The following is a 4987-nucleotide window of genomic DNA, read 5'->3' on the forward strand; positions in this document are numbered from 1 at the left end:
GAGATTTATGGAGCCGTAATCTCACATATCAATATTACGCAAAGGAAGTTATTAGAACTGCAATTGGAAGAATTGGCCATAACAGACACTTTAACTTCTTTATATAACCGAAGATATTTCAACAAAAAACTGAAGCAAGAGCTGGCCCATGCAAATCGTTACAATCATAGTCTATCTCTTATACTTCTTGATATCGATCATTTTAAAAAGATCAATGATACTTATGGGCACGAGGCCGGTGATCGAGCCATTCGTGAAATCTCCTTTGTTTTGTTGGATTGTACGAGGGAAAAAGATACTTGTGCAAGATTGGGTGGAGATGAATTTGCCATAATATTGCCCGAAACCAACGCCAAGCAGCTCAAAGCGATATCTGAAAGAATCCTTAAAGAAATCCAAAATCGCCCGCTTCAAAGAAATAAAAGATATTCCTTTACAATTACAGTTTCAATTGGCGCCTTAGTAAAAGGAAATCAAAAAAACGAAGAGGCATTGTTACATGATGTTGACCGCGCATTGTATAAAGCGAAAGAAAAGGGACGCAACCAAATCTATATGAATTTATAAGTCACCGACAATTCAATTATCCGACCCACTTCCACCATTAATTAAGGGCAATTCGCTTGTGTTATTTCTCACCTTAACGGGTCTATCGGCGAAAATACTAAAGGAGCTACCGCGGCATGCTCCTTCGTTCAATTACCTATGGATTTGTTAATTGAAATTGATTGGGGATACTGCTTCATTCTCCGCAACCCTAAATCGTTTATTCTTTTAGCTTATGTTGGGCTTCTTCTGTTGGCCAATTCTTACCCCAACCAACATCTCCACATGTAGTGCATACGTAATCACCAGTTTTTGTCCCCCTATGATATTCAGATACGACGTGTGGATGGCTGCAAGGCCTACTATCCCATTTTTTCCTTAATTCAGCTGCTTCGTACATTTGCATACTGAGCAATCCCCCTCTGAAGGCGGTTTAAACCCTTAACTTTAGAGTCTTACTCCCTTATTCTCACGAATTCGTAGTTTTTTAAAATGCGCTTCATTGCCGCCCTTGACACGGAGCCTCTACGGGCATGGATTTCTCGCGATAGGGCGATGCGGGTAATATGCATCGCGAGGCTAGCCAGCCTATCATGCCCGTCCCTCCATATAAAGGGCTTTATCCATCCGCTAGACTTTTATGATCAACGGCGGTACATTCTGTTGCTGTATAGCTTGTACAAATTGGGTCGGAGATAAATCGTACAAACTGCCATGAATCCGCCGCTGATTATAAAATAAGATATAATCCGAAACGATCTGGTAAGCATCCTGGTAACTCTCAAATTCATGTCTGGACAGACAATCCTTCTCCAATATGGCATGGACAACCGCCGCCAGGCCGTCAATGGATTTGCGCATGTCTGTAGAGCCGCAAGCCAGATAGACCTGCGAAGCAGCAGTGAGATTCAGCATGGAGGCGTGAGTGCGGCGACGACATCGCGGAGCAGCTTCGGCTCAAATCCGGGGTGAACCGCAATACGGGCAGCCCCTACTTGTATCCAAAGCGACCGGGATTCTGCTGTTTGATCGGTAACGGTTACGGCCCGGAAGGCCGGAGTGGATCCCACTCGTGCCCCTTGTCTCTGCGCTTTGTACAACCAATATTTTAATTGGTGCACGGTCAAGTCGTGCTCAGCGCACCAGGCTTTCATTGACCACTTGCCTGATAAGCTTTAATTCGCTTGGCCCAAAGCTCTTGTAGGCTCGTATTCATTCTGAATCTATCCTTTCGTATGCCTGATGGATTCATTGTGACGGATTAGGGCTCTTATGAACAGGTGTACTGGGTTTGACGCTTACTACCTATTTACCGTTTGGAGGAAAAACGTTGTACCTGTCGAGTATTTTGGACTTGTTTAACGGGGAGATTGTGGCTTACAGTATAGCAGACAAGCAAGACACAGCGTTTGTTCTGGACACGCTGGACCAACTGCCAAACCTGCCGGGAGCGATGCTCCATAGCGATCAAGGCAGTGTCTACACGTCTGAGGCGTACCAGAAAGCGGTAAAAGGAAAAGGCATTACCATGAGCATGTCCCGTAAGGGAACGCCGGCTGATAATGCCCCCATCGAATCGTTTCATTCCACGCTAAAGTCTGAAACGTTCTATCTCTAAGGTTTAACCTGTACAACGACAGCAATCGTTGAGCAGACCATTCGAGATTACATTACTTACTATAACTCAATTCGCATTCAAACGAAACTAAATAACCAGTCGCCGGTACAATTCCGACAACTGGCTGCTTAGACTTGAAAGGTGTTTTGATCCCTGTCTCACTAACGGGGGTCAGTCCCTTAAACTCCATGATACCATGGGGTCTTTTTTCACTGTCTACCATGAGGGGATAATACCACTTATCATGAGGGTTAGTTAGGCTTTTGTTTAATTTTGACGGTTTTCGTTATTTGTCAATGCGATGTGTTGACTCTACGCACTCCACATGAATCGCTTTTGCTTATCCTGCATCCATCCCGTTCAACGTATCTACTCTCAATATACTGGCAACCCAAGGTCCGATTTTGCTTCGAAAATGAAATGGATGATAGAAGGACAACATTTGATTCCTTCAGTCGCCCTTTGACAACCAAATACAATCTTATCCGGTACGTTCCCCGCATGGCCTAGAAGGATAGCCGAATTGCAGGTGCGCCACGACCATTTTGTCGATTCTTATTTTTGCCTACTTTTTCAGAAACGGCAAACTGCGAGCGAATTTTCCCATGCAATAAATAAATGGTGGTGCCATTTAAGGCGAAGACCCGTGCGGTGGGATAATGATACTTCCGTCCAGCCACAGATCATCGCAATGGGGGCGGCTTGCAGCGATCCTGGAAGAGGTTTGAAGCCTATGAGGACGGCTAACCACTGTCCGCCGGATAGGATTATTTTCAGGGAAACAACCAAAACAGAGGCGGAAACAGAGATGCGTACAGGTTATTTCGTGCGGTGCGCATCTCTGCTTTTCCGTATGTCAGAATGATCGGGAGGCTCGTTATGAATCAAAAGCTGATCCGTTACAGCATGCAAATTGCGATGCTCAAGCAGTTGCTGGCGCGATCGTTGATTACTGAGAACGAATTTCATCAGATCAAAAGTAGAACCATGCGGGAGTACGGCATCATTTCGGACCTGACTTCTTAATTCGCACATTTGTCGGTCTGCCCCGCTCTTATTATACTGATCGCGAGTGAATAAGAATGGAGGACGAAACGATGGCGATCGAAGTAGAAGTGATTAAAGCAAACCGGAAAATGGTTGATCGAAAGGGTGGGAAATCGTCGGATGTTCTGCGCGTTGCTCCGTATGCCCGAGTAAGCACGGATTCCGAGGAGCAGCTCAGCAGTTACAAATCGCAGGTGGCCTATTACACGGATCTCGTCAGCAAGCGTACCGATTGGGTGTTGGTTGACATGTATGCGGACGAAGCGATCACGGGGACGCAGGTGACGAAACGCGAAGATTTTCAGCGGATGATTAACGACTGCATGGACGGGAAAATCGATATGGTCATTACGAAGTCCATTTCCCGTTTTGCTAGAAACACCCTTGATACGCTGAAGTACGTCCGCATGTTGAAGGAAAAGAGCGTCGCTGTATTTTTTGAAGACGAGAATATCAATACGCTGACGATGGACGGCGAGCTGTTGCTTGTCATCTTGAGTTCCGTTGCGCAACAAGAAGTCGAGAATATCTCCGCCAACGTCAAGAAGGGCTTGAAGATGAAAATGAAGCGCGGCGAGTTGGTCGGCTTCCAAAGCTGTTTGGGGTACGATTACGATCCGAGCACGAAGAAGATTTCCATCAACCAAGAAGAAGCGGAGCTTGTCCGCTATATTTTTCAGCGTTACGTTGATGGAATGGGCGCATACGTTATTGCTAAGGAATTAACCGAGGCAGGCCGTAAAACCAAAAACGGAAGAATCGAATGGCAAGATACGAGCATTCTTGGTATCATCAAAAATGAGAAATACAAAGGCGACTTGTTGCAGGGGAAGACCTTTACCGTCGATCCGATCTCCAAGAGAAGACTTGAGAATTATGGCGAGGAAGATCAGTTTTATGTCAAAAATCATCACGAGCCGATCATCAGCGAAGAAGTCTTTGAGAGGGCGCAGGCTATCCTGCATAGAAGGGGCGAGAATCGCCGTCGCGGTATGAAAGGAAAACGTGAAAAATACAGCAGGAAATTTGCATTCAGCAGCATGCTGGAATGTGCGTTTTGTAGAAGCAATTTCTCGCGGCGGAGCTGGCACAGCGGAACTCCACACGAAAAGACGGTTTGGCAGTGCGTCACCTCCACAAAAAAGGGGAAGAAGCTCTGTCCTCACAGCAAGGGATTGGATGAAAAAATAATCGAGGACGCTTTTGTGGAATCGTACAAATTGGTTTGCCGCAATCATACGGACATTATTGATGAGCTGATTAAAAGAATGGAATCCGTATTCAGCGACCAGAACAGTCAAAGACGGCTGAACAAATTGATCAGCGACATTCAAGCATTGGAACAAAAACGCTGCAAGCTGATCGACTTGTGCCTGGATGAAAAAATCGACCGGGCAACCTACGAGCAGAAGTATGCGGAGCTGGATGCCACGTTGACAGGATTACTTGAAGAGAAGGCTCAGTTGGAGCAATCCGCACAAGAAGAAATCGATACGCGCAAGCGGCTGGAGCTTTTTCGCAAAGTGCTTCGCACGAACGAACTCCTGACGTCATTTGATCGCACCGTATTTGAAAGCATTGTTGATAAAATTATCATCGGTACAGACGCCGATCCAAAGAAACTTAATCCGTACAAGCTGACCTTCGTCTACAAGACCGGCTTTCAGAACAGCGTTCAAAGCAAAACACGCAGGCAATCATCAAAAAAGTCGTTGAAAAATGAAGGGGGTGAATTGTGTTCCTATTCCCTCGACGACACATGTGGAGTGCGTAATA

5 protein-coding genes and 1 pseudogene are annotated in these 4987 nt (G+C 45.8%); 4 read left to right on the forward strand and 2 right to left on the reverse strand.

Annotation, left to right across the window (positions count from 1 at the left end; genetic code table 11):
* On the forward strand, positions 1 to 567 hold a 567-nt coding region (locus tag G519_RS0137780; RefSeq protein WP_029198951.1), incomplete at its 5' end, for a GGDEF domain-containing protein.
* Between the two features lie 609 nt (positions 568 to 1176).
* Here G519_RS0137780 and G519_RS46640 read toward each other — a convergent pair.
* Both G519_RS46640 and tnpA read right to left on the reverse strand, forming a co-directional pair.
* Positions 1177 to 1461, reverse strand: a complete 285-nt coding sequence (locus G519_RS46640) for an IS3 family transposase (protein WP_051254083.1) — start codon at positions 1459 to 1461, stop codon at positions 1177 to 1179.
* Entirely contained in the window at positions 1455 to 1700 is a 246-nt protein-coding gene (gene tnpA, locus G519_RS46645) for an IS66 family insertion sequence element accessory protein TnpA (protein WP_051254085.1), read from the reverse strand. Before tnpA ends, G519_RS46640 begins: the two co-directional genes overlap by 7 nt.
* Before the next feature lie 137 nt (positions 1701 to 1837).
* Here tnpA and G519_RS46650 point away from each other — a divergent pair.
* The 3 genes and pseudogenes from G519_RS46650 to G519_RS0137810 form a co-directional block, all read left to right on the forward strand.
* A pseudogene (locus tag G519_RS46650) lies at positions 1838 to 2296 on the forward strand (IS3 family transposase); the annotation flags it as partial.
* Positions 2297 to 3043: 747 nt separating this feature from the next.
* Entirely contained in the window at positions 3044 to 3190 is a 147-nt protein-coding gene (locus tag G519_RS0137805) for an SHOCT domain-containing protein (protein ID WP_029198952.1), read from the forward strand.
* Between the two features lie 71 nt (positions 3191 to 3261).
* Positions 3262 to 4987, forward strand: a 1726-nt coding sequence (locus G519_RS0137810) for a recombinase family protein (RefSeq protein WP_029198953.1), incomplete at its 3' end; no start/stop codon positions are given.

This window comes from Paenibacillus alginolyticus DSM 5050 = NBRC 15375, assembly GCF_000422905.1.
GTDB classification, from domain to species: domain Bacteria; phylum Bacillota; class Bacilli; order Paenibacillales; family NBRC-103111; genus Paenibacillus_E; species Paenibacillus_E alginolyticus.